Source organism: Staphylococcus devriesei (assembly GCF_002902625.1).
GTDB classification, from domain to species: Bacteria; Bacillota; Bacilli; order Staphylococcales; family Staphylococcaceae; genus Staphylococcus; species Staphylococcus devriesei.
The window spans coordinates 61,095-84,234 of record NZ_PPRG01000003.1 but is presented as its reverse complement, the minus strand read 5'-3'; the positions used below and the strand labels follow the sequence as shown (position 1 = coordinate 84,234).

Here is a 23,140-nt window from a genome sequence, read left to right as displayed (position 1 = left end):
AACTTTGGAAAAGATAATCAAGAAGGTCTTGGCGAAGTGACAGTTGATGAAATCAAACAACATATTGCTGATAATCAATTTGCGAAAGGAAGTATGCTTCCTAAAGTTGAAGCTGCATTACAATTTATTGAGAAACATCCTGACGGCAGTGTACTTATCACATCATTAGCAGATTTGGGAGATGCGTTAGAGGGTAAGATTGGTACATTAATTACAAAATAACGATTAGATAGTTTAACTGTTGAAGCAGTGATTATACCCCTATATATTAAATAAATAAGTAAAACCTGAGCTTAACGTATGTGATTTACATAGTTAAACTCAGGTTTTTGAAATTAAAGAGAATGATTTAAGCTAAGGTCGAAAAATCCTATTATTATGATACAGTATGAAAGTACTCTTGATTGAAGAAATACATAATAAAATATTAAATAGCTATATATCTTTTTCTAAAATGACAATCAAAATTAAATTTATTAAAAAATAAAGATGTCTTACATTAGGTTATTAAAGGAGGGACATAGATGAAGCAAGTATATTTTCATCATGTGGAACATAGTAAGGTGCAAAAGCAATCTAAATTGACTTTATGGGCAACACTCTTAATTACTTTGTTTTTTACAATTGTAGAATTTGTAGGAGGGTTCGTATCTAATTCTTTAGCTTTATTGTCTGATTCATTTCACATGTTAAGTGACGTACTTGCATTAGGGTTATCTATGTTAGCTATTTACTTTGCGAGTCGTAAGCCAACAGCACGGTTCACTTATGGTTATTTGCGTTTTGAAGTGCTAGCGGCTTTTTTGAATGGTTTAGCTTTATCAGTGATTTCTATTGGGATTTTTTACGAAGCTATCATACGTATCATTTATCCCAAACAAGTTGAAAGTGGTTTAATGCTTGTTATTGCTATAGTTGGTTTAATCGTAAATATTGTACTAACTATTATTCTAATGCGTTCTTTAAAGAATGAACAAAATATAAATGTTCAAAGCGCTTTATGGCATTTTATTGGGGATTTATTAAATTCAGTTGGCGTGATTTTAGCAGTCTTATTAATACATTTCACAGGTATTCAGTTATTTGACCCTATATTAAGTATACTAATTTCAATCATTATCTTTAGAGGTGGTTATAAAATTGTGCGTAATGCTTGGATGATATTGATGGAGTCTGTGCCAAAAGATTTAGATACAGATGATGTTATGAAGACAATTAAGACTGTTCCTGGAGTTATAGATGTTCACGAATTTCACTTATGGAGTATTACCACAGATCAATACTCTCTAAGTGCACATATTGTCTTAGATAGTAGAAGTAGTAAAGAGGCGTTTGTTCATATTAATGCCATAGAAGAATTATTGAAGGAAAAGTATAGATTAGCACATACGACACTACAAATAGAACATTTGGATATTAATCATCTTGATGAACCTTATTTTGATAAGATTAAGCATAAGCAAGATTAATTTAAATCAAGCCATAATCAATGTGAGCGTGTTGCAAAGCGTTTAAAATAGGAAATAAAGTATAAATAATATCGTTTTATGAGGCAAACCTCTAGTAGTATTAATGATTTAGAGATTATATTACACAAACTGTAAGTTAATTAGATATTATTTAAAAATCCCCTCACTATTGCGAGTAGTGAGGGGATTGGTGCATATATGCATATAATCTTCGTTAAGTGTATTATAACACCTTAATAGTCAGAAGTACAAAGTTATATTAAGTTTTTCAGATTTTATACTTTAACTAAAGATTTGAGAGTTCTATACTCTTAGCAACTTCATCACTGATTGAAATATTGAAAGATACATGATTCTCAATCTTTAGTAGCTTAGTAATTAAACTTTTTTACGATTGATAACCCTATTATTAAATTATTGTATTAACATAGTGTTACTTATCGGAAACCCTATGCAACCAAGACGTATAAGAGAGTATAATATAAAAGTCGCCTATATCTCTCAGGCGTCAATTTCGACGTAGAGAGGGGGTGCATATCAAATGTTAGAATGTTTTGTTAACGTTATAACCACAATAATAAGTGGTTGCATTATTGCGTTATTTACGCATTGGCTACGTAATCGCAATAATAAATAGGTGATATAGCCAAACCCAAAAATCCCCTTACTACGGACATAGTAAGGGGATTTGGTGCATATATGCTAGAATGTTTTGTTAGGTGTATTATAACATCATAGTATAGAGGAATGCAAATCGGTATCTATATAGGAGGATGAAATAAGATAGAGAATATTATAGGAATTCTAACAATAATTTTCTTTATTGCAATGACTATCACTTTTACTTTTGCGGCTATACTTTATAGAAGAATCACATATTAGGCATAATCAAAAAATCCCCTCACTACTCGTAATAGTGAGGGGATTGGTGCATATAATGCACGAAGCTCTTGTCATATAGATTATAACTCTAAATAGTAGAAAAACGCAAAATACCAATTTAAATTTTTTTACATATAATTTTGCACCAAAGTCTAGGGCATCAATATGCAAAATGTCCTGTCTTTAAGGTCCACTAATACATTTCTATCACCACTACCTAAAATTTCTATCGTCGCTTCCAAATAAACCGGCATTATTAACTTAAAATAAGATCGACAAGTTCGTCGGCGGTAATATTGCCAAAGTAGAAGTTTAGGTTGATACTGTTTAATCGTGCGAATAAATCTGCTTTAACCATACGTGTGCCGACTAAGTGTGCTTCGACATCAATTATGTTGCCTTGACCGAAGAAATCGCCAAAGATACTACAAGCGGCAATGCGGTTATGTTCAATGGATAATGAAATATCTATCGTGCCACTATTAAAACGTTCATTACGGTTGTATTCATAACGTGGTGAACGACCATAATTCCATTCCCAATTATCATACTTTTCAGCGACTAATTGATCGATGCCAGCCCAATCTTCCTCGGTTAATTCATAGCGTTTGGCCTCTTTAATGTCATTGATTCCCATAATTTGAGTAATAATTAAATCTTTGAATTCATCGATAGTAATGTTCCGATATTTAGGGTCTAATGAATCTCTAATTTGACCAACACGGGCGCGTACGGATTTTATTCCTTTAGATTCAATTTTCTTACGGTTTGGTTTTAATACGTTAACCATCGCTTCATAATCGACATCAAGGAGTAGGGAATACCCGCCATAAATTCGATTATTTAATAATGTCATCGCTGCACCTGATATTTTTTTATCATTTAAAGATAAGTCATTACGGCCACTTTGAATTACTTCAGTCGCACCTAAGTTATGTAATGCTTGAATAGCTGGGCGATAGAAACGTTGGAAGTCACCATAAATAGAAGTATCTTGCTCTAAAATGCAACATACATTTACGGCGCCATCATCAACATACACGGCGCCACCACCTGTATCACGACGCACAACTTTAATGTCATGGTCATCTACATAATCTTGGTTAATTTCTACAGCCGTATTTTGAAAACGGCCAATCTCTACTTTAGGTTGGCAGTAGTAAGGTAACAAGATATCTTCGTCTAAAAAGAGATTATTATTAATATAAACCTGCATTGCTAAGTTGACGGCGCCATCATCGATATACTTTCCATTACGAATAGGTTCTATTAAATACATGATTTTGCTCTCCTAGATTGCTAATATTTTATGAACTTTTTTAATTAAGTATGAAATATCTTTATCTAAATGAATGGTTCTATCTTGAATTGCTTTTGGAACGTGGTAATCTTTTTTATTTAAAGTCACGAATATGGCGTTAGGGTTCTCACGCGTCATACGATGGAATGGATGCTTAATGAATTGAGGAGTCGTATAGCCTACGCCAATTTCTAAATAGGCTACCTTATCACCTTTATGCTCTTCGAGAAATTCATTATAGCGATTTAATTGCTCATGAAATTCTTCATCTTCTACCATACCGACCGCAGCTTTACGCTTATTGATTTCCATTGGTGCATCGCATTTAGGACAACGAGGGATAAGCTCATATGGGACTTTCATATTTTCTTGTTTAGCGACCATTTCACGAATCGCATCTTCATCTCGATAGGTTTGTGCATGACAATGTTGACTACATTGCCAGAGAATATACTTACCTTGCATGTGAAAGACTCTACTTTCATCAAAACATGCAAATTCAATGCCATTATCTGCGTTAGTAGTAATGATGAAGTAGTCATACATATATTTAAGTAAATCTCTAAGTCTAAGGTAAGAAGGACCCACGGGTTGCTCTAAAAAAATTAGTTTTACGAAACGACTTTGGAAAGCCCAATATTCTTGCCAGCTTTCAAAAGAATGTAAACTCGCTTGTAACATATCCAAGAAATTATATTTTTCGATAAAATCCGGAAAATTTTTCGTGAAACGGTCACCGACATAAGTATAACCGTCTGATGCTGACATCCCAGCACCTATCCCAATAACCAAAGCATCGGATTCGGCAAAGACTTGAGCCAACACGTCGGCTTGAGAGGTCTTTTTATCATGTGCTAGAGTCAGGGCAGTCCATTGGTCATTTGTCATATTGATCGAAAGCCTCCTTGTAAAGGGCCCAATCTTTATCGCTAAACACGTTAAAGATAACGTTAATAGATGAGTCTGTTTCTCGTAAATATGTCATTGTAGTGTCAATCGCGATACGGCATGCTTCCTCTTGAGGGAAACCAAAGACGCCTGTTGAAATAGAACAGAAGGCGAGATGACGTAAGCCGTGCTCATCAGCTAGCTCTAAACAACTACGGTAACAACGTGCTAATAAATCTTTATTCATTTGAGACACAGGACGCTTACGAATTTGCGGTCCAACTGTGTGCAATACATAGTTGGAAGGTAAGTTGTAGGCCGGCGTGATTTTCGCTTTGCCGACACCTTCTTTACGACCCTGTTCTTCAATAATCTTTGCACAATCTAATCGCAATTGAACTCCCGCTTTAGTATGAATAATATTATCAATACAATCATGGTTCGCTTGCATGCAGCCTAAGAAACGACTGTTCGCTGCATTCACAATACCATCTACTTTAAGCGTCGTAATATCGCCTTGCCATAAATAAAGTTGCGTTCCTAAGATAGGGTCTAAATCATTTAAACGAGTTAAATCTTGTTGGTTATTAAGTGTAGATAAATATGCATCTTGAACATCGATATATTCCGCACTAACAGGCTCTGGTGGACGTATATTCGCTAGCCCACGATAACACTCCCATTGTGCTTCGTCAGTGTCAGGGAAGTCTAAAGGCTTATCTCCATAACGTTCTTCCCACATAGATTGAATAAGATAAGCAAGACGTTCTTGTTGTGTATCTAGCATTTAGTCTTCGTCCGATTCCGGTAAAGCATTATAAGCATCTTCATCTACATCTTCTAATTTTACTAACCAGTTTTCTTCTGCTTTTTCAGAATTTAAAATTGCAGGTTCATCTTCTGCTTTCGTATTACGTTCAACGATTTTACCAGCAAGTGGTGATTGCACATCTAATACCGTTTTAGACGCTTCAATACTCACAATTTCATCGTTGACACTCACTTCATCTGGTCCCATAAATTCTACATAACCCACTGTACCAATATCATCCTGCAATTCAGGTGTCATGCGATAAATATATTGGTTGCCTACTTTTTCAACAAATAAATAATTAGCTAATTTAGCCATGTCATAACTTCCTTTCTATATCTATAAATACGCGTGTGCTAATAATTCAATAGTACGACAGCGTTGTTCAATGCCCGGTAATAACGGTACAACTAAGACTTCATCGGCTTCAAATTCTTGAATCATCGCATCCAAGCGAGGCTTTACCTGTTCTAATGTACCCGCTAAGATACGTGCACGGTGTTGCGCGATAACACGTTCGTCACGCTCACTAAGTTTGTAATGTTGCGCAGTTTCAATAGATGGGAAACGCTCAAATTCCGCAAACTGACGCTTACCTAATAACCAAACGTCCAATGCATGTAATAGCTGTTGCGCCTCACCTTCATCATCCGTCACAATCACGAACGTCGTTAACATTACCTTAGGCGCCATGTTTAACGCTGTTTTTTGAAAATGATCGCGATACGTCGCAAGGCTGTTCTTGGCCGCTTCTATTTTATCCTCACTAGGTAGTAAAAATGTACCTAACGTATAGCCCATTCCTTGCATAGCAGCAAGCTTAGCAGAACGTTGACTTGTACTTAAGAGCCACATTTCCGGATGGCGAGAGAGTTGCGGTTGCACAATAACCTTGCCAACACGTTGTTCATCAGATGGACTTGTTAAGTAATGACGCAAATCTTCAATACTTTGCGCGTAATCGAGGTACGCGCTTTTATCTTCATCCATAGCGCGTTTAACAACAGTAGTTCCAGGATTATTCCCAATGCCTAGATCTACACGGTTAGGATGTAATGCCTCTAACATTTTAAATTGTTCCGCTACTTTAAAGGGACTGTAGTGTGGCAACATCACGCCACCAGAACCTAGTTTGATAGATTCTGTGTGGTTAAGTAAATGCAACATGAGTAGTTTAGGACTACTACCTGCAAAGGCAGGAACGTCATGATGTTCCGTTAACCAAAAGCGATGATAGCCTAGTTGATCTGCCAACTTCGCTAGTCGCGTCGTATCTTGTAACGCTTGTTCTGCGTTTTTACCTTCATCAATTAAGGCGTAATCTAAAATACTTAACTTCATGTCGCGTTCATCTCCAAAACGTACTGTTTCCCTTTTATAATACCCACTACTATTTTAACGTGTTTAACGAAAATTTGTTAACTTTTGATTTTTATCACACACTTTTCCCGGGGAATAGAATATGAGCGAGTAGCGTTCTGTCTTATAGTGTTCACAAACAAGTCGATTGAGTATTATGAGAACGCATGGTAATTTGAATTTAAGAGATAAAATACGAAAGAGGATGTCATCACATGTCAAACTACGCACCATTACTTCAACCTATCACGTTACCCAATGGTATAAAGCTATCAAATCGTTTTGTCTTGTCTCCAATGACTACCAACTCATCGACCAAAGAAGGGCATATTACTGATGAAGATTTACGCTATGCGCTACGACGTGCAGATTCTGCTCCCTTACAAGTTACTGGCGCAGCGTACATAGAACCGTATGGCCAGTTATTCGAATATGGTTTTAATATTTCTGATGATGATTGTATTCCAGGTTTGAGAAAAGTGGCACAAGCCATGAAACAAAATGGTAATAAAGCGATTATTCAACTCGCACATGCGGGACGCTTTTCAACGACAGCAATCATGAACTATGGCAAAGTCTACGGACCGAGTTCGATGACGTTACATTCACCAATTCAACATGAGGTAGAGGAGATGTCAGTCGCTAAGATTCATGAAGTTATTACACAATATGCGAATGCCACGTCACGTGCTATTCAAGCTGGATTTGATGGTGTTGAGATTTCGGTAGCGCAACGTTTACTTATTCAAACCTTCTTTTCAACATTCTCAAACCAACGTCACGATGAATATGGGGTCGATACATTGGAGAATAGGGCACGCTTTGGTCTAGAGGTAATGACGGCAGTACAAAAAGTCATTAATGACGAAGCACCTGATGATTTCATTTTCGGATATAGAGCGACACCCGAGGAAACAAGAGGTAATGATTTAGGGTATACGGTTGATGAATTTAATCAACATTTAGATTGGGTAATGGATGTAGCTTCTATCGATTATTTAGCAATTGCCAGTTGGGGACGTAATATTTATCAGAATAAGACACGTACGCCGGGCAAACATTATGGACGTCGTGTTAATCAAGTGGTTTATGAGTATTTAGATGGACGCGTACCGTTAATTGCGAGTGGTGGCATTAATTCGCCAGAGGCTGCGTTAGATGCTTTGGAAAATGCGGACATGGTAGGCATGTCATCCCCATTTGTAACAGAACCAGATTTCGTACACAAACTTGCAGAAGGGCGAGTACAAGACATTGATTTGCATATTCAGCCTGAGGATTTAGATGAACTGGCGATTCCACATGCAGCGTTCAAAGATATCGTCCAAATGATGGACTATGGCCAAGGGCTTGAAAAGAAAACACGTGATGAATTACGTAAACTAGAACAAAACTATGATAATAAATAGGTAAATGAAAACTACATTGATATAAAAATGACATCAATGTAGTTTTATTATATTATTTTTAATGTAAACTTATAATTATAAAAAGTTTACATTATATAGTTTATCGAAGACATTGGGTAATTTTAAAAGGTAAGGAGTAAGAGATAACATGACATTAAACTTAGCACAACGTATCTTAAATCAAGAGGCGTTAACTAAAACAGAAGCGTTAGAATTATTTGAGAATCCAAACATCGACACATTCGACTTATTACATGAAGCGTATATTGTAAGAAAGCATTATTACGGCAAGAAAGTAAAATTAAATATGATTTTAAATGCGAAGAGTGGCATTTGTTCAGAAGACTGTGGGTATTGTGGTCAGTCTGTAAAAATGAAACAAAAACAGAGATATGCCTTAGTAGAATCAGAAAAGATTAAAGCTGGAGCTCAAGTCGCTTCGGATAATCATATTGGAACGTATTGTATCGTAATGAGTGGGCGCGGTCCTACAAATAAAGAAGTGAATCATATTTGTGATACCGTACAAGATATTAAAGAGCTACATCCTCAACTTAAAATATGTGCGTGCTTAGGATTAGTGGATGAGGAGCAAGCAGATAAACTGAAAGAAGCGGGGGTTGATCGCTATAATCATAACTTAAATACTAGTGAACGCTATCATGAAGAAGTGGTAACGACGCATACATATCAGAATCGTGTAGATACAATTGAAATTATGAAAGAACATCATATTTCGCCATGTTCAGGCGTCATCTGCGGTATGGGGGAAACGCAAGAAGATATTATTGACATGGCCTTTGCCTTAAAAGCGATTGATGCCGATAGTATTCCAATCAACTTCTTGCACCCGATTAAAGGTACAAAATTTGGAGGCTTAGATTTACTATCACCGATGAAGTGTTTGCGGATTATCGCTATGTTTAGATTGATTAATCCAACAAAAGAAATTCGTATTGCCGGTGGACGTGAAGTGAATTTACGTTCATTACAACCTTTAGCACTACAAGCAGCTAATTCTATTTTTGTAGGAGATTATTTGATTACCGGAGGCCAACCAAACGAACTTGATTATCAAATGTTAGAAGATTTAGGCTTCGAAATTGATGGGTAAAGCATAGTGAATCGTTTTTAAAGTGAGGTGTTAGATGTGCTTCAAGATAAAGAAAGCACAAGATTGTTATATCAAGCAATTAGTGAATTGGCAGAAGAAATGGGACAAAATCAAATTGATACGAAGTCTGTAAGTTTGTTATTTTTAGATATGGACTTAGAACATGAAGTATTTGAAAACGTCTTTGGAGCATTTGTAAAATATGTGGCACATAGAAATGAAGAAGATATTGAATATAAAGACTTAATCGCATTAATTGACCAATCATTGCCAGAAGATCGCGAATTAGCACCCATTATAAAGAATCGTATTATTATAGGATTTGCTAATAATTATCTACCTATACTTAAACCGCTTGCAACTGATATTCAAAATGAAATGGGTATGAGCATTCAACCAGATTTAGATATATAAGAAAAAATAAAGTCCTTAAACACTTGTCTATTACAAGAATATAAGGACTTTTTATGTTATATAAACATGGAAACTTATTATAATTTACTGTTGATTTGATCGGCTTTACGATTAGCTGCGGCTGCATCACGACTGGCACTCGCTGCATAATCTCTAGCTGCAGCTGAATTGTCTGATGCTTTTTTAGCCCAAACTGCTGATATTGCTGAATTGGTTGCAGCAATATTTGAGGCATATCTTGCAGCTCGAGCATCGACACTCGCTTGTGACACAGTAGATAGAATTTGTTGTTGTTTATTTTCTAAACGTGCTTGGTGTGCTTCTGTTTCATATAAGTTGATAGCTTCTTTTAACGTATCCGCACGATGATTATAGAGATATTCAAACATTGATTGAAGTGCATGGAGATGAGCGTATTTCTCTGGAAATTCAATCCAAACAAAGTGTAGTACTGATAAAAAATAGTCTTGAAGGTAATTTCTATTGAAATCATCTTCAAGACTATAACTGTATGATTAGGAATGCATACTTACATTAAACCAATGACTTTCATCCATAATGAACCGATACCGAGCCAGATAATGAAATAAACCACACCTAGCACCAGGTTCATTAGCCACCAACGTTTTTGACTTACATAGCCTGCCGCATACAGAATAGGCGCTGGACCACTACTGTAATGAGTTGTCGAAGCCATTAAGTTACCGAAGAAACCAAGCATCAACGCACTAAATAATGGTGGTGCACCAGCAGCAACAGCTACCCCAAGTAACGCTGCATACATGGCACTTACGTGAGCAGTTGAACTCGCAAATAAGTAATGTGAATAGAAGTAGAAAATAACTAAAATCACAAGTACAATTGGCCAACTTAAGCCACCTAAACTATGGGCAATTGTACTACTTAACCATGGAATAAAGCCTAATTTATTCAATTGATCTGCCATCATAACAAGTACTGAGAACCACACTAGTGTATTCCAAGCACCTGTTTCATTAAGGATATCTTTCCAATTTAACACACCAGTAATAAGTAATAATGATAAAGCGATAAAGGCAGTTAATGTAGCTTCAATACCAATAAAGCTACCAGCTATCCAGAGTAAAAGGGCGATAATAAAAATACCAATCATGAACTTTTCAGTTTTAGAAATAGTGCCCATTTCTGAAAGTTCATTCTCAGCCCATCGCTTAGCGTCAGGCGTTTCTTTAATTGTAGGTGGATACATTTTGTAAATAATAAATGGCACCACAATTAGTGAAATTAAACCAGGAACGAGTGCAGCTAAGAACCAGTTCATCCATGTTAGATGAACGTTAGCCGTTTTTTCAGCCAAATTTTGAGCGAGGGGGTTACCTGCCATCGCTGTTAAGAACATTGCCGCAGTAATTAAGTTACCTTGGAATTCTGTAAATATTAAAAATGCTCCCATCTTACGTTCAGTGCCTTGTTTAGGGTCTGAGTCGAAAGATTTTGATAATGATTGAATAATTGGAAACATAATACCACCTGCACGTGCAGTATTACTAGGAGTAGCAGGCGCTAGGATTAAATCTACTCCGACTAATGAGTAGGCAAGACCGAGTGTCTTTTTCCCGAAAAGTTTCACGAACTGTAAGGCGATACGACGACCAAGTCCTGTCTTTACGAAACCTCTAGAAATAAAGAAGGCCATCGCAATAAGCCAGATACTAGGATTACCAAAACCTTGAACCGCTGTTTTAGTATCTACTACACCAACAAGCACGGTTAATGTGAAACCAAGGATTGAAACGGCACCAATTGTCATAGGTTGTGTAATACAAGCTATAATTGTACCAACAAAAATCGCAAACATCATCCAAGCTTGTAGGTTTAATGCTTCAGGTCTAAACGGTGCGAGCAAAGCAATAAGAATACCTACAACAAGTGGAAGTATAAATTTCTTATATTTTACTGAGTTCTCCATAGCCGAACCTTCTTTCTAAGATAATGAACATTTCATACAATAGAATAGACTTAATTTTGAACAATGTACAGAGGATGCAGAAAATTAATTGAGAATATTTCTCATTATTTTAAATATAGTTAATATAAAAAAGCAGGGCCCACATCTCGAGTAATTCCAAAGATTGTTTAGACCCGCTTCGATAGTATTTAAGATAGATTAAACGATATTTTAAAATTACATCATTAACAATTTAGAAATAGAAAATAAGAAGCTGTTGTATTATTTTCGATACTTATTAAATATACGAAATAATAAAGAGCGACAGCTAAAGACGATGAAAGGTAATAAACAATAGAGACTAACAATCATCCAATTATCATCTACTTTGAAAATAATGAAATATAAAATGAATAAGAATAGGGTCGATAATAAACCAAATAAAGGCATCAGTTCATAGTATTTTTGAATGTTACTTTTGTTCTTTTTCATTATCGTCATCCTTTTTAATTGAGATTTCTTTTGCGCGTTGTTCTAGAGGAATGGAATAATCTTTATCGTCGCTAATATAAGATATTTGGAAATGTTTCGTATGTTCTCAATGTAACGCCCGCATAATTGAAATCAATTCTTCTGTATGTCGTTCGTTACGAGTATAACTATAATTTTGAAAACTTACAAAATACCGTTTTTTATAAAATTAAGCATGAAAACTTTTTCCAAAACTAGAATTACGATAAATTCAAGAATGTGAAATGCTATAATTGATTACATTAGAAGAATTATTTAGAAAAGAAGGTCAAACATGTCAAAGTATGTCATTACTAATGGGAAGATTTATACAGAAACACACGTTATTGAACAAGGATATCTTGTAGTAGAAGATGGCAAAATCAGTGAAATCCAAGAAGGCCAATATACTGGTGAATTAGAACAAATTGATGCTAAAGGCCAAAATGTCTTACCGGGCTTTATCGATATTCATATTCATGGAGGCTATGGTGAAGATGCCATGGATGCATCATTTGAAGGTTTGAAACACTTATCTGAACAATTGTTATCAGAAGGCACGACTACATTTTTAGCGACAACAATGACACAGTCGGATGCCAATATTGAAAAAGCGCTAAAAAACATCGTTGCATATCAAGCGCAACAGCAAAGAGGCGAAGCATCTGAAATTGGAGGCATCCATTTAGAAGGACCATTTATTTCAGAACATAAAGTTGGCGCACAAAATCCTGAATTTGTGCAACGTCCGTCCGTAAATAAAATCCAACATTTCCAAGAAATCGCACAAAATCAAATTAAAATCATTACATTTGCGCCTGAAGTAGATGGTGCGCGTGAGACATTAAATGCGTTACATGACGACATTATCTTTTCAATGGGTCATACTGTTGCTACATTTGATGAAGCGAACGAAGCGGTTGAACGTGGCGCAAAGCATATTACTCATTTATATAATGCTGCGACACCATTTACACATCGTGATCCAGGTGTCTTCGGTGCTGCTTGGACAAATGAAGGATTGAACACAGAAATTATTGGTGACGGTATCCACTCACATCCAGCTTCTGTACAAATTGCTTATAAACAAAAAGGCAATGAACATATGTACTTAATTACTGATGCTATGCGTGCGAAAGGCATGCAAGATGGTGAATATGATCTAGGTGGTCAAAACGTAATCGTGCGTGGGCAAGAAGCTCGTTTAGCAAGCGGTGCCTTGGCAGGAAGTATTTTAAAAATGAATAATGGTTTGTATAATTTAATGAACTTTACTCATGACACGTTAGACAATTTATGGCGTGTGACAAGTTTAAACCAAGCTATTGCTTTAAATATCGATGACCATAAAGGGAGTTTAGCAGTAGGGAAAGATGCGGATATCGTCATTGTTGATAATAAGATTAAAGTTAATACTACGATTAAAGCAGGTACAGTTCATAATTATTAAGACTACCCGTAGTGTGGGAATTTTCATTTCTGAAAGCAGAATATCGTCTTACGATATAACTTCTCAATCAACTTATTTTCATAAGAACATATACAAGTTGTATACACTTTTATTCTAATAGGTTTGAAATAATACGTAGAGGTGTATATAACTATTGAATATATAAACATGACTTCATATAGAGAAAGAGGTGTGAGAAGATGCAACATGACTTGAGGTTCCCTAGCGCTAAAAATTTTTTCTCATCGTTAGCATGGCTAGCAATTATTGCTTTACTAGCGTGGACAGTGATTAATCTAATTGCAAATAGTAGATTTACTAAAGACTTCTCTATTGGTATAAACTTTAATCAGAACGATATTATCTTCGTAAGCACGTTTGCGATTATTGCAGTGGTAAGTTTAATTATTGCGCAAATTCTAAAAGTATTTAAACATTCATAAAAATGAGGCTAAGCCATTTCTATAGCGATGGTTTAGCCTCGATTTGTATATTTATAAATTCTTATAAATTGTATCGTCAACGATTACTTCTACATTTGGGTGGTTGTGTAGGATTGAAGCGGGCAGATTTTCTGATACTTCTTCATTTAATAGTCGCTTAATCGCATCACGTTTACGTTCGCCAAATGCTAGTAAAATAATACGTTTAGCACGCATAATTGAGTTTAACCCCATAGACACGGCTTGTTTTGGTACGTCTTCAATATTATCGAAATTAACGCTATTGGCTTTAATTGTAGATTCAGTTAGATCAACCACGCGTGTTTCACTATCGAAAGATGTCCCAGGCTCGTTAAAACCGATATGACCATTTTCCCCAATACCTAATAATTGAAGGTCGGGCTGGCCGATACGTTTTAAGCTTTCCTCATAACGTTGTGCTTCATCTTCTAAATCATCAACATTACCTTGAGGAATATGGATATTAGAAGTTTGCCAACTATCATTGTGATCAAATAGAAGTTGATGCATATATGTGTAATAACTCTGTGAATGCTTAGGTTCTAGACCAACATATTCATCTAAATTAAAAGTTTGGACGTGACTTAAATCGACATCATTAGCGTTCAATAATTCAGAAAAACGGGGATATACATCTGTCATAGTATTGCCAGTAGCTAAGCCTAAAATCGTTTTTGGCTGTGCTTGAATTAATTTTAAACATTCGATAGCGACATAATCACTTGCGATCTTTTTATCCTTCAAGTTAGTAACTCTCATAATATTAACGCCTCCATCATACGTGCATTATTCAGGTTGAACAGCTTGTATAAAACGTTCAGTAATTTGCTTAGGACGCGTAATAGCACCTCCTACTACTGTGCAATGTACGCCAAGATTAGTGACTTGTTTATACATTTCAGGGGTGATGACATTCCCTTCTGCAATCACTTTCGCATTCACTTTTTGTATTATTTCTTTTAAAAATTCAAAGTCATTTTCATAAAGAATATGACCTTTCGTATATGAAGTATACCCACGTAATGTTGTGCCAATGTAATCAAAGTTTAAATTATCTGCTTGAATGGCTTCTTCAACGGTAGAAATATCAGCCATAATTTCAACGTTAGGCGCTTTTTCGCGAATGTATTTCACTAAATCTTCTAATGATTCTTTAGGGCGTGCTTGTGTCGTAGCATCTAGAGCAATTACTTCACAACCACTTTCAATAAGTTCGTCCACTTCTTTAGATGTAGCAGTAATAAAAACATTAGAATCGGCATAATTACGTTTGACGATACCAATTACTGGTAGAGAAACCTCTTTACGAATAGCTAAAATATCTTCCTTTGAATTAGCGCGTATTCCTACTGCGCCACCTTGGTAAGCAGCTAATGCCATTTTTGACATAATAAATGATGAATGTAGCGGTTCATCTTCCAATGCTTGGCATGAAACAATTAATCCTTGCGGTAACATATCGACACTCTCCATATTCTTTGAATTTGTAAATAGTTGATTACCGTGTAGTACTAATTATCTTTAGATTTAAAAGTAGTTACTACGTTGGTAGAAATGGTTGTAGTTTAATTTATTCATTCATATCATAACATCAAGAAAATATTTATCAATTTAAAAATATAATTTGAAAAAAATTTTCATTTATATTAAAGTTGGTTTATCAATTACCGAGGTGAGAAGATGAAATTTGAAAACCGCATTCAACGTTGCCGTCATTTATTAACTAAAATGGATAAAAAGATTATTGAATATATCCAGAGCCACGAATTAGATGATAATTTTTCTACAATTAGTTCCTTAGCCCATGCGATTGGTACGTCACCAGCTACTATAACGCGTTTTAGTGATAAGTTGAATTATGATAATTTTCAAGATATGAAATTCAGTCTATATCATGAAAAGTCGGAAAAGGTAGTTGAAAATGCGCCACTTGTTCAATTAATCCATCGTTATCACCAAAATGTTATTCAGCAAACTGGAGAATTTATTTCCGAGGAAAAGGTTAAAAGATTAGCACATAATTTGAAAACATGCCGACAAGTTAATTTTGCAGGATTAGGTAGTTCAGGTTTAACAGCGACTGAATTTTACTATCGGACGATGCGAATGGGTGTTAAAGGTTCGGTATCTACAGATGCTCACTTGATGAAAATTTCTGCGTCACTATTATCGGGGCAAGATATGTTTGTCGCTATTTCAAATAGCGGAGAAACGATAGAATTAATTGAAGCGGCTAAGATAGCACGATCACAGGGAGCTTATGTAGTGGTAATTACAAACTTTGAGGGCAGTGCTCTAACTAAAAATGCAGATTTAGTGTTAATAACAACCGCTCAATCAAGTAACAATGATTCAAGATTCATCAATTCACAAATCGCCACGCATTTCTTATTAGATATTGTAAGTTATTTATTGTTGGGAGATGCACATATGCATCAAGTTTATCAACGTACACGTGAACTTATTCTTAATGATGAAAAAGAATAGATATATAAAAGTTGGGACATGGATGAGTTATGGAATGAGCAACCGAGTAATGGGGTGCTCGAATCTTTATCAACCGTGTCCCAACTTATTTATTTTTGAATAGCACCGAATAAAGCGGCATTATTTTCTAGTTTAGTAGTTTGAAGTCGTGCAATACCATAATCAGATGGAAGGTAGTTGTGCATCTTTGGTTCAATATATTTTAATAGTGTGCTACCTTGTGATGAAATACCACCGCCGATTAGAATAAGTCCTGGATCATAGATGATTTGTATTTGTGCTAAGCCTTCTGCTACAAAGTCACCCCACACATGTAAGATATCTAAAGCTTCCTGATTACCAGCTTCTGCTAATTCAAATAGTTTTGGTACATCCGTATTATATTCGAAATTTCGGCGTAACATTAGGTCTTTTAATGCCGATGTTGAGGCACGTTGTTCAAACGTTGTCTCATCCAATTTTCGATAAAGTAAATAACCTATTTCATTCGCTCGATAACGTGCACCGCGGTAAATGCCTCCCACCTTACTATAGAATGCTCCTCCAATACCTGTCCCTAATGTTAAACAGAAAATATTATCTTCTTCATACTCGTGAAAAGTAAGCTCTCCTAATAAAGCGGCATCTACATCGTTATATAAAGTAATGTCTGTGGACAAGTCACTAAAGGATTCAAAGAAATTAGTTCCATCAAAATTTGGGATAGTTGGGCCTGTATAGATAATTTTGCCTAATTCTGAATTCACCACTCCTGCACTTGATATACCAATATGTGGGTTATCTAAATGATATTTATGAATCAAAGTTTCAATAAGTGTATGTGTTTCATCCACAATTAATACATTTATATTATCTGGCGTTGAAATTTTCTGGTAGTCCACAATTTCTAAGTTATCATCAATTACTGCGATTTTAATATTTGTTCCACCAATATCTACTGCAATTTTGTACATACTGAATCCTCCTATTTCACATCTATTATAAGTACTCCAAACAGTTAGATGTACTGAATATCTAATTTTGAAAATTATTTTCGTTAAATTTATTATATTTTGTTAAAACTTTTCAAAAGTAGTTGTTTAGAGAAATGATAGCGTTTACAATTAGAAATGTAAATAGAAATTGTTGTTGTTCAATTTATCTCAAAATCTATAAAAATGATTTTTCATAAAATAAAAAAACGGAGGAATACAACGTGGAAGATAAATTAAAAGGCTTATATGCTGCATTATTAGTACCATTTGATGAACAAGGTCAAGTGAAAGAAGAAGGTTTAAAACAAATTGCCAAGAATGCGATTGAAACAGAAAAACTTGATGGTCTATATGTAAATGGTAGCTCTGGTGAAAACTTTTTAATTAGTAAAGAGCAGAAAAAACAAATCTTCAGAGTAGTTAAAGAAACTGTTGGTGACCAAGTTAATTTAATTGCTCAAATTGGTTCTTTAGATTTAAACGAAGCAATAGAACTCGGGAAATACGCAACGGAATTAGGCTATGACGCATTATCTGCGGTAACACCTTTCTATTATCCATTCTCATTTGAAGAAATAAAACAATATTATTTCGACATTATTGAAACAACTCAAAACAATATGATTATTTATGCGATTCCTGATTTAACAGGTGTGAATATTAGTATCGAACAATTCGGTGAGCTTTTCAATCATGAAAAGGTAGTAGGTGTGAAGTATACAGCGCCTAACTTCTTCTTATTAGAACGTATTAGAAAAGCATACCCAGACAAATTAATTTTATCTGGATTTGATGAAATGTTAGTACAAGCAGCAATTTCTGGAGTAGATGGTGCGATTGGATCAACGTATAACGTAAACGGACGTCGCGCACGCCAAATTTTTGATTTAGCGCGTGAAGGTAAAATCGATGAAGCTTATCGAATTCAACATGATACAAATGACATTATTGAAACTGTACTTGGCATGGGCATTTATTCAACATTGAAAGAAATATTAAAAACACGTGGTATTGATGGTGGTTTACCTAAACGTCCATTTACACCATTTAATGAAGCTAATCGTGAAACGTTAAACAACTTAATTAAAAAATACGACTTATAAATATTAAAAAAATCAAACAACAGAATATGTGAAACAAGAGGTGTTAGTTATGCAACAAGTAGGTTTTGGGACTTGGAACTGGATTGCCGTTATTGGATATCTCGTAATTATGTTAATCATTGGCGCTTACTTTACGAAACGAGCGGGGAAAGATACGGATAGTTTCTTCACTGCGAGTGGACGTCTACCTTCATGGGCAATAGGATTCTCGATTTATGCCACTACGTTAAGTGCTATCACATTTATGTCTACCCCGGAAAAAGCATTTTTAACAGACTGGGCATACATCGCTGGAAACATTGCGATTGTGGCAATTATTCCGATCTTAATTGCATTTTATGTACCATTCTTTAAAAAATTACGTGTTACTTCAGCGTATGAATATTTGGAAGCTAGATTTGGACCAAGTATTCGTGTCATTGGTTCGTTATTGTTTATTGTTTTCCACTTAGGGCGTATCGCGATTGTTATTTATTTACCAACATTAGCGATTACAGCTGTGTCAGATATTAACCCATATATCGTCGCAAGTTTAGTCGGTATTTTATGTATTCTTTATACTTTCTTAGGCGGCTTTGAAGGCGTGGTATGGAGTGACTTTATCCAAGGTGTAATCTTACTTGGAGGCGCACTATTAATTATTATTATTGGTGCTTTTGAAATTAAAGGTGGCTTTGGCACAATCATTAGTGATGCCATCGCAAATAAGAAAATTATTAGCGCTGATAATTGGAAGTTAAATTCAGCTGCTGCAGCTCTTCCAATTATTTTCCTAGGAAATATCTTTAACAACTTGCACCAATATACAGCTAGTCAGGACGTCGTTCAACGTTATCAAGCGTCTGACTCATTAACTGAAACTAAGAAATCACTATGGACAAACGGAATATTAGCCTTAGTTTCTGCGCCAATCTTCTATGGAATGGGAACAATGATGTATTCATTCTATCAACATGAACAAGCATTACCTAAAGGATTCAATACATCATCTGTAGTACCGTATTTCATTTTAACTCAAATGCCTCCATTTGTAGGTGGTTTACTTATCGCAGCTATCTTCGCAGCTGCGCAATCTACTATTTCATCTAGCTTGAACTCAATTTCAGCATGTATTTCAGAAGATATTAAAAACCGTTTCTTTGGAAGAGGAACAGACAAATCTGAAGTTAACTTTGCTAGATTAGTTATCGTAGTTGCTGGACTATTAAGTTATGGTATTTCAATCTACTTAATTGCTGCAGATTCTAATAATCTCTGGGATCTCTTCTTACTTATCACAGGATTATTTGGTGTACCATTAGCGGGTATCTTTGCGGTTGGTATCTTTACAAAACGTGCCAATACATTTGGCGTGTTAGTAGGTTTAATTGCTGGTGTCATTATTGCTTATCTATTAAATGGTGTTGGTGGCGGTAACTCTCCATTCTACGTTTCAATTATTTCATTCGCCGTTGCCTTTATCTTCGGTTACTTAGTAAGTTTAGTTGTACCAACGAATAAATCAAAAGATATTACTGGTCTTACAATTTACGATAAAAATAAAGCATCAACATATATTTCAAAAGTTGGAAATAGAAATTAAGTGAGAAGTTAGATTTATATACTTCTTATAGTCATAATATTTTACTTTTATCATAGAAGGGATTGGGAACGAATAGGTTTCCTAACCTCTTCATTTTTGTGTAAAGAAGTGTGCTAAGATAAAAATGGATACGAGTTCAATTCACTTAGGAGAATAATTATGAAACTTTTGAAAATTATAGGTATGTTTTTGTTAGCCATTGTTATTATGGGACTAGCCAACGGTGTTGCTTCGCTATGTGATGCCCTTATTCCATTTCTAGGGATAGGCGTCATATTAATGGCGGTCGTTTATATCGCTTTAGCTTTCGTGACTGTTCGTTTTTTTATTAAAAAAATATTGAAAGATAAATTAATCGCTTATCGTATTACACCACCAAGAATTCAAATGAAATTCATCTTATTAGGCATAGGATTATCTATCTTTGTGTATGCTATTTATTTAATTTTTGTACCTGGTGACTTTAAAGTGCATCATTTTAATTCTATACATCACACCTTGCATACACTTTTTTGGCCGATTTTCGTACAAGCCATGGCTGGTGCATTTGTGGAAGAACTCGTATGTAGAGGACTTTTGATGGGGTATATCGAGAAGAAGACAAATATTAAAGTAGCTATCTTATCTACGGCAATATTCTTTGCAGTACTTCACTTATTTAACGGCGCCTTAAATGTAAGTAGCTTTTTATTGTTGCTTATTAGCGGCTCATTAGTGGGAATAATGTTTGGTTTAGCAACGTACAAAGCGAATACAATATGGGCGAGTATTACGTTGCATTTCTTTTGGAATATTTTCCAGGTTTTACATATTACTGAAAAGCAAAGTAACTACAATATTTGGGAATATGTGGTTCGTAACCATAATATGGCTATTACAGGTGGGCAATTCGGCTATGAAGTCTCATTGATATCAATTATAGGATATTTAATTGTGATATTTATTTTACTCAAACAACCTAAAGTTACAACTACAAAGCGATTTTTAAATAGCTAGAAAGTTCGATATACTCAAAGTGCAAGCTCTTAAAAAGATAAATAATACCTTAAATAAAAGTGGCTATTTCTATTTGAAATTAGATAGAAATACCACTTTTATATTGCACTAGTTTTTTAAGAAACCTTTAAGGTTGGATTAAACAAAAGTTTGTTAAGTTATTCATAGGAGGTGCGTTTATTTTAGCTATCCTATTAACCAAATAATAAAACAAAATAACTCACTAGCATAATGACACCTGTTACACCGTTATGAATCATGTGAACCATCATATTATCTCGCACATTACCACGACGATGATAAGCAAGGTAGAAAATCATACCCATGAGCGTGTACATAACAATTGCAACCCAGTTGGATAGACCATGTTGAGAGGCAAAGATTAATGAAGACAAAATAAATGGTAACCAGAAACGTGAACGTTTAAATAAAGTTTCTTTAAAGATGCCACGATAAATAAGTTCTTCTAAATAGGGTGCAACGAAAATTATAACAATCACGAAAACAATAAATGGAAAAATTTGGCCTAATTGGTCAGGCGTAGGTTTATTCGCGTTCATGTCGCCGAGTAAGAATTTATCATTTTGCGTTTGCATAGACCCAGTCGCAAATAACATTAAATAACTCATTCCAATAACGATTAAACGGAGTAAAAAGGCCCAACCGATATTAGTTATAATATCTTTACCTTTAAATTTTGAAGGGTGTTCATATGTATGACGTTTGTAATAGCTTCTTACAAACCATGTGATAACTGTTGTTAACAATAAAAAGATAAGAGTGATAATAGTACCGGTTAATAGGTCCATGTAGAGAGAAAAGCTGTAAATAAAAAGAATTGTAACTAAAGGTATTTGTGCGAGGAGTAACCAACCAATAAAGATAAGGGCTCTAACAAACTTATTTCCTTTAGGATAGCTCTCTTCATTATGTAAGTCATCTTCCTTAGTTTGGTGTTCATTAGGAGAAACTGGTGTAGCGGAGTGTGTATTCATATTTTCACGTTCTTTCATGCTAAACCCACCTTTATTTAATATTGTAAAACTTGAAAACGAATACTTCTCTTTAAATGTAACATATATTTTACACACTCTACAATATTAGTTAAGGGTTAAGTTATGAGTTATTTAAATTTTTAAGAAATCTATTTATTACGCAATATCACAAAGGAGGAATATTATGTTGGAAAAGATTTCCAAAATACAAAATCATCAACAAGAATTTCAAATTTCACATAAATCCTATTGGAAGTTATTACTTCAATCTATATTTATGATTATTGTAATGTTTATCGCCGAAACTTTTATTCTATTTTTAGCTGAAAAACCTCAGTATTACTGGATAGCTATTTTAGCTGTAATCATCGCTTTCTTATTATTATACGCTTTTAAGTTGAAGTTATTTAATTTTAGTATGCTTACTAAAAAACAATGGCTCTTTATTCTTATTGCGTTTGTAGTCGTTAGTGCGATTGATTTTTTATATTTGTCATTTATGCCAACACCGCCAAATCAAAAGGATTTGGATGCATCTTTTGAACATATACCGTTTTATTTACAAATATTAACTATAGGTATTTTAGGTCCAATTATAGAAGAAGTGATGTTTCGAGGATTATTAATTAAAGGAGTATTTAGAGGAGCACCTATCATTGGGGGAGTTGTGTCAGTTATATTATTTGCAGGGGCACATGGACCTACAAATATAAGTGAATGGCTTATTTATGGTCTCTCGGGCGTAGTACTTGTAATCGCATATTTAAAAACTAAACGGCTCGAAGTTCCTATTGTTATTCATGCATTAAGTAATATCTTATCGGTATTTCTATCTAACTTTTGGTGGTAAATATCACTTTCTTGAATTTCATGGTAATTTAAACGGCAGTCTCCTATTATTTTAAAGATTCCAATATAAATTTCATTGCAATTAACGAAGTATTGTTGGTGACACTCCTAGGGGAACAGGGCTAGGCTAAGACCTTGGCTTAGCCAGTCCCCCCAG

At 34.9% G+C, this 23,140-nt stretch carries 23 protein-coding genes and 1 pseudogene; 13 read left to right on the top strand and 11 right to left on the bottom strand.

All coding sequences use genetic code 11. The annotated features are described in order from the left end of the window. The 3 genes and pseudogenes from CD147_RS00920 to CD147_RS11970 all read left to right on the top strand — a co-directional run. Positions 1-222: pseudogene (locus CD147_RS00920) on the top strand (carbamate kinase); the annotation flags it as partial. Positions 223-524: 302 nt separating this feature from the next. Then, on the top strand, positions 525-1,469 hold the full coding sequence (locus CD147_RS00915; RefSeq protein ID WP_103165582.1) for a cation diffusion facilitator family transporter: 945 nt from the start codon (positions 525-527) through the stop codon (positions 1,467-1,469). Positions 1,470-2,010: 541 nt separating this feature from the next. Beyond that, complete coding sequence (locus CD147_RS11970; protein WP_107505571.1) at positions 2,011-2,106, top strand: type I toxin-antitoxin system Fst family toxin; 96 nt, start codon at positions 2,011-2,013, stop codon at positions 2,104-2,106. A gap of 501 nt (positions 2,107-2,607) precedes the next feature. On the opposite strand, the gene CD147_RS00910 is transcribed toward CD147_RS11970, so the two are convergent. Genes CD147_RS00910 through CD147_RS00890 form a run of 5 tightly spaced genes read right to left on the bottom strand, consistent with a single transcriptional unit; the run spans position 2,608 to position 6,691 of the window. Next, positions 2,608-3,630, bottom strand: a complete 1,023-nt coding sequence (locus tag CD147_RS00910) for a lipoate--protein ligase (RefSeq protein ID WP_103165581.1) — start codon at positions 3,628-3,630, stop codon at positions 2,608-2,610. Between the two features lie 12 nt (positions 3,631-3,642). Beyond that, positions 3,643-4,539 (bottom strand): SIR2 family NAD-dependent protein deacylase, encoded by an 897-nt coding sequence (locus CD147_RS00905; protein ID WP_103165580.1) that lies wholly within the window; start codon positions 4,537-4,539, stop codon positions 3,643-3,645. Then, positions 4,529-5,326: a protein-ADP-ribose hydrolase gene (locus CD147_RS00900; protein WP_103165579.1), complete on the bottom strand. Its 798-nt coding sequence runs from the start codon at positions 5,324-5,326 to the stop codon at positions 4,529-4,531. The genes CD147_RS00905 and CD147_RS00900 overlap by 11 nt, the downstream gene beginning before the upstream one ends. Beyond that, positions 5,327-5,668 carry a glycine cleavage system H family protein gene (locus CD147_RS00895; protein ID WP_103165578.1) on the bottom strand — a complete coding sequence of 114 codons (342 nt, stop codon included), beginning with the start codon at positions 5,666-5,668 and terminating at the stop codon, positions 5,327-5,329. It lies immediately after the preceding gene. A gap of 21 nt (positions 5,669-5,689) precedes the next feature. After that, the gene (locus CD147_RS00890; protein WP_103165577.1) at positions 5,690-6,691 is read right to left on the bottom strand and encodes an LLM class flavin-dependent oxidoreductase; all 1,002 of its coding nucleotides are present in this window, start codon (positions 6,689-6,691) and stop codon (positions 5,690-5,692) included. Between the two features lie 233 nt (positions 6,692-6,924). On the opposite strand from CD147_RS00890, the gene CD147_RS00885 reads away from it, so the two are divergent. From CD147_RS00885 to CD147_RS00875, 3 genes are all read left to right on the top strand, one after another. After that, positions 6,925-8,118 carry an NADH-dependent flavin oxidoreductase gene (locus CD147_RS00885; RefSeq protein ID WP_103165576.1) on the top strand — a complete coding sequence of 398 codons (1,194 nt, stop codon included), beginning with the start codon at positions 6,925-6,927 and terminating at the stop codon, positions 8,116-8,118. Between the two features lie 148 nt (positions 8,119-8,266). Next, on the top strand, positions 8,267-9,232 hold the full coding sequence (gene bioB / locus CD147_RS00880) for a biotin synthase BioB (protein ID WP_103165575.1): 966 nt from the start codon (positions 8,267-8,269) through the stop codon (positions 9,230-9,232). A gap of 36 nt (positions 9,233-9,268) precedes the next feature. Further along, positions 9,269-9,646: a hypothetical protein gene (locus CD147_RS00875; protein WP_103165574.1), complete on the top strand. Its 378-nt coding sequence runs from the start codon at positions 9,269-9,271 to the stop codon at positions 9,644-9,646. A 77-nt stretch (positions 9,647-9,723) separates the two neighbouring features. On the opposite strand, the gene CD147_RS00870 is transcribed toward CD147_RS00875, so the two are convergent. Together CD147_RS00870 and CD147_RS00865 are read right to left on the bottom strand one after the other, a co-directional pair. Next, the gene (locus tag CD147_RS00870) at positions 9,724-10,035 is read right to left on the bottom strand and encodes a hypothetical protein (protein ID WP_103165573.1); all 312 of its coding nucleotides are present in this window, start codon (positions 10,033-10,035) and stop codon (positions 9,724-9,726) included. A 140-nt stretch (positions 10,036-10,175) separates the two neighbouring features. Beyond that, a complete protein-coding gene (locus tag CD147_RS00865) occupies positions 10,176-11,594 on the bottom strand; it encodes an anion permease (protein WP_103165572.1) in 1,419 nt (472 codons plus the stop codon). A 784-nt stretch (positions 11,595-12,378) separates the two neighbouring features. Between CD147_RS00865 and nagA the strand changes: the two genes are divergently transcribed. Both nagA and CD147_RS00850 read left to right on the top strand, forming a co-directional pair. Beyond that, the gene (nagA, locus tag CD147_RS00855; protein WP_103165571.1) at positions 12,379-13,533 is read left to right on the top strand and encodes an N-acetylglucosamine-6-phosphate deacetylase; all 1,155 of its coding nucleotides are present in this window, start codon (positions 12,379-12,381) and stop codon (positions 13,531-13,533) included. A gap of 200 nt (positions 13,534-13,733) precedes the next feature. Continuing rightward, positions 13,734-13,976, top strand: a complete 243-nt coding sequence (locus tag CD147_RS00850; RefSeq protein WP_103165570.1) for a hypothetical protein — start codon at positions 13,734-13,736, stop codon at positions 13,974-13,976. 51 nt (positions 13,977-14,027) lie between these two features. Here the strand turns inward: CD147_RS00850 and nagB are convergent, their stop codons facing one another. Beyond that, positions 14,028-14,756, bottom strand: coding sequence for a glucosamine-6-phosphate deaminase (gene nagB / locus CD147_RS00845; protein WP_103165569.1), 729 nt, complete (start codon positions 14,754-14,756; stop codon positions 14,028-14,030). A gap of 27 nt (positions 14,757-14,783) precedes the next feature. Continuing rightward, positions 14,784-15,470, bottom strand: coding sequence for an N-acetylmannosamine-6-phosphate 2-epimerase (locus tag CD147_RS00840; protein ID WP_103165568.1), 687 nt, complete (start codon positions 15,468-15,470; stop codon positions 14,784-14,786). A 207-nt stretch (positions 15,471-15,677) separates the two neighbouring features. Here CD147_RS00840 and CD147_RS00835 point away from each other — a divergent pair, with 207 nt between their 5' ends. Continuing rightward, positions 15,678-16,484, top strand: coding sequence for a MurR/RpiR family transcriptional regulator (locus CD147_RS00835; RefSeq protein ID WP_103165567.1), 807 nt, complete (start codon positions 15,678-15,680; stop codon positions 16,482-16,484). An 89-nt stretch (positions 16,485-16,573) separates the two neighbouring features. Here CD147_RS00835 and CD147_RS00830 read toward each other — a convergent pair whose 3' ends face one another. Further along, complete coding sequence (locus tag CD147_RS00830) at positions 16,574-17,437, bottom strand: ROK family protein (RefSeq protein WP_103165566.1); 864 nt, start codon at positions 17,435-17,437, stop codon at positions 16,574-16,576. Positions 17,438-17,679: 242 nt separating this feature from the next. Here CD147_RS00830 and CD147_RS00825 point away from each other — a divergent pair, with 242 nt between their 5' ends. The 3 genes from CD147_RS00825 (at position 17,680) to CD147_RS00815 (ending at position 21,139) form a co-directional block, all read left to right on the top strand. Continuing rightward, the gene (locus tag CD147_RS00825) at positions 17,680-18,561 is read left to right on the top strand and encodes an N-acetylneuraminate lyase (RefSeq protein ID WP_103165565.1); all 882 of its coding nucleotides are present in this window, start codon (positions 17,680-17,682) and stop codon (positions 18,559-18,561) included. Between the two features lie 49 nt (positions 18,562-18,610). Continuing rightward, positions 18,611-20,143, top strand: coding sequence for a sodium:solute symporter family protein (locus CD147_RS00820; protein WP_103165564.1), 1,533 nt, complete (start codon positions 18,611-18,613; stop codon positions 20,141-20,143). Positions 20,144-20,302: 159 nt separating this feature from the next. Then, entirely contained in the window at positions 20,303-21,139 is an 837-nt protein-coding gene (locus CD147_RS00815) for a CPBP family intramembrane glutamic endopeptidase (protein ID WP_103165563.1), read from the top strand. A gap of 194 nt (positions 21,140-21,333) precedes the next feature. On the opposite strand, the gene CD147_RS00810 is transcribed toward CD147_RS00815, so the two are convergent. Beyond that, the gene (locus tag CD147_RS00810) at positions 21,334-22,152 is read right to left on the bottom strand and encodes a CPBP family intramembrane glutamic endopeptidase (protein ID WP_103165562.1); all 819 of its coding nucleotides are present in this window, start codon (positions 22,150-22,152) and stop codon (positions 21,334-21,336) included. A gap of 166 nt (positions 22,153-22,318) precedes the next feature. Here CD147_RS00810 and CD147_RS00805 point away from each other — a divergent pair, with 166 nt between their 5' ends. Further along, positions 22,319-22,984 (top strand): CPBP family intramembrane glutamic endopeptidase, encoded by a 666-nt coding sequence (locus CD147_RS00805; protein WP_103165561.1) that lies wholly within the window; start codon positions 22,319-22,321, stop codon positions 22,982-22,984. Positions 22,985-23,140 lie beyond the last annotated feature (156 nt).

Coding starts and splice junctions, on each gene's coding strand:
- CD147_RS00915 (WP_103165582.1), top strand. CDS start 525: ATGAAGCAAGTATATTTTCATCATGTGGAACATAGTAAGGTGCAAAAG.
- CD147_RS11970 (WP_107505571.1), top strand. CDS start 2,011: ATGTTAGAATGTTTTGTTAACGTTATAACCACAATAATAAGTGGTTGC.
- CD147_RS00910 (WP_103165581.1), bottom strand. CDS start 3,630: ATGTATTTAATAGAACCTATTCGTAATGGAAAGTATATCGATGATGGC.
- CD147_RS00905 (WP_103165580.1), bottom strand. CDS start 4,539: ATGACAAATGACCAATGGACTGCCCTGACTCTAGCACATGATAAAAAG.
- CD147_RS00900 (WP_103165579.1), bottom strand. CDS start 5,326: ATGCTAGATACACAACAAGAACGTCTTGCTTATCTTATTCAATCTATG.
- CD147_RS00895 (WP_103165578.1), bottom strand. CDS start 5,668: ATGGCTAAATTAGCTAATTATTTATTTGTTGAAAAAGTAGGCAACCAA.
- CD147_RS00890 (WP_103165577.1), bottom strand. CDS start 6,691: ATGAAGTTAAGTATTTTAGATTACGCCTTAATTGATGAAGGTAAAAAC.
- CD147_RS00885 (WP_103165576.1), top strand. CDS start 6,925: ATGTCAAACTACGCACCATTACTTCAACCTATCACGTTACCCAATGGT.
- bioB (WP_103165575.1), top strand. CDS start 8,267: ATGACATTAAACTTAGCACAACGTATCTTAAATCAAGAGGCGTTAACT.
- CD147_RS00870 (WP_103165573.1), bottom strand. CDS start 10,035: ATGTTTGAATATCTCTATAATCATCGTGCGGATACGTTAAAAGAAGCT.
- CD147_RS00865 (WP_103165572.1), bottom strand. CDS start 11,594: ATGGAGAACTCAGTAAAATATAAGAAATTTATACTTCCACTTGTTGTA.
- nagA (WP_103165571.1), top strand. CDS start 12,379: ATGTCAAAGTATGTCATTACTAATGGGAAGATTTATACAGAAACACAC.
- CD147_RS00850 (WP_103165570.1), top strand. CDS start 13,734: ATGCAACATGACTTGAGGTTCCCTAGCGCTAAAAATTTTTTCTCATCG.
- nagB (WP_103165569.1), bottom strand. CDS start 14,756: ATGAGAGTTACTAACTTGAAGGATAAAAAGATCGCAAGTGATTATGTC.
- CD147_RS00840 (WP_103165568.1), bottom strand. CDS start 15,470: ATGGAGAGTGTCGATATGTTACCGCAAGGATTAATTGTTTCATGCCAA.
- CD147_RS00835 (WP_103165567.1), top strand. CDS start 15,678: ATGAAATTTGAAAACCGCATTCAACGTTGCCGTCATTTATTAACTAAA.
- CD147_RS00830 (WP_103165566.1), bottom strand. CDS start 17,437: ATGTACAAAATTGCAGTAGATATTGGTGGAACAAATATTAAAATCGCA.
- CD147_RS00820 (WP_103165564.1), top strand. CDS start 18,611: ATGCAACAAGTAGGTTTTGGGACTTGGAACTGGATTGCCGTTATTGGA.
- CD147_RS00815 (WP_103165563.1), top strand. CDS start 20,303: ATGAAACTTTTGAAAATTATAGGTATGTTTTTGTTAGCCATTGTTATT.
- CD147_RS00810 (WP_103165562.1), bottom strand. CDS start 22,152: ATGAAAGAACGTGAAAATATGAATACACACTCCGCTACACCAGTTTCT.
- CD147_RS00805 (WP_103165561.1), top strand. CDS start 22,319: ATGTTGGAAAAGATTTCCAAAATACAAAATCATCAACAAGAATTTCAA.